Raw genomic sequence first — 1,196 nt, 5'->3', positions numbered from 1 at the left:
TGTAGTGGTCAAGTAATATTGGCCACGGTTTTACAGTAAAAATGGTATCTGTTCTCTGACTCTTCCGGCGTCAGCCCACCGTTATAATGGTGAGGTCTGACGCTGTTGTAGTAGTTCAATATGTAATCATTAATTTGCTGCCGGGCCTCGTCCTTGCCTGCGTAACCATTCGTTGGCACCCATTCTGTTTTCAGACTGCGGAAGAAGCGTTCCATGGGGCTGTTATCCCAGCAGTTTCCCCGCCGACTGACGCTTTGATTTATTCTGCAACGCCAGAGAAGTTGTTGATATTTAAGGCCTGTATACTGGCTTCCCTGGTCGCTATGGAACACGACATCCCGGGGTTGGCCACGCGTCTCATAGGCCATCCGCAGGGCACTGCTTATCAGTGCGGTATCGGCATGCGCTGACAGACTCCAGCCGATAACCCTGCGGGCAAAAAGATCCATAACAACCGCCAGATAGCACCAGCGATTTCCTGCCCAGAGATACGTAATATCTCCACACCATACCCGGTCTGGCTCCGGTACTGCGAACTGACGCTCAAGCAGATTCGGCAGGCTGGTATGCTCCTGACGGGCATTTTTATACTGATGTTTTCCGGGCTGACAACTGCTCAGGTTCAGATATTTCATCAGACGTCCGGCACGGTAACGGCTCATCGGGACGCCGTTTTGAGTCAGCATTTCAGCCAGAGTGCGCGCGCCCGCAGAGCCCCGACTTTGGTTCCACGCCCGGCGTATTTCGCTGCACAACCTGACTCGTGCCGGATTAACCGTATCGCGTCGTTTTCGCCAGTACCGGTAACTGCTGCGGTGTATTTCCAGAGCAGAACACAGGCTGACAACCGTGTGGCTGTCACTTAGTCTGGCGGCTATCGTGAACCGTTCAGCGAGTCGGACATTAAGAGCGCGGTAGCCTTTTTTAATATCGTATTTTGTTCCTCCAGACGGCGAACTTGCTTTTCCAGCTCGCGGATACGTTGCTGGTCTGGAGTAATGGGTGTGGCAGAGGGCGTAATACCCTGGCGCTCTCGCCTGAGCTGGCGTACCCAGCTCTCAAGCGTGGTTGAACCGACATTCATCGCTTCACTGGCCTGTCGATATGAGTAGCCCTTATCAACAATCAGCTGTGCACATTCCAGCCTGAACTCAGGGGTGAAGGTTCGTTTGGTTTTCTTGTTCATTAAGTCACCT

Annotated in this window: 1 protein-coding gene; it reads right to left on the bottom strand. The window is 52.8% G+C overall.

The features are described 5' to 3' along the window. Positions 1 to 8: 8 nt before the first annotated feature. Positions 9 to 1,196, bottom strand: a protein-coding gene (locus tag FTE26_RS02070; protein ID WP_238799248.1) for an IS3 family transposase whose coding sequence is annotated in 2 segments (ribosomal slippage) — positions 9 to 928 and positions 928 to 1,196 — 1,189 coding nt annotated over the 2 segments. Because the reading frame shifts where the segments join, the coding sequence is not laid out codon by codon here. This gene is flagged as partial in the annotation.

The sequence above is a fragment of the Escherichia sp. S10b genome (genome assembly GCF_028421345.1).
Classification (GTDB): domain Bacteria; phylum Pseudomonadota; class Gammaproteobacteria; order Enterobacterales; family Enterobacteriaceae; genus ECMA0423.
Note: the sequence above shows the minus strand (reverse complement) of the source record. Positions and strands in the feature narration are given on the sequence as shown.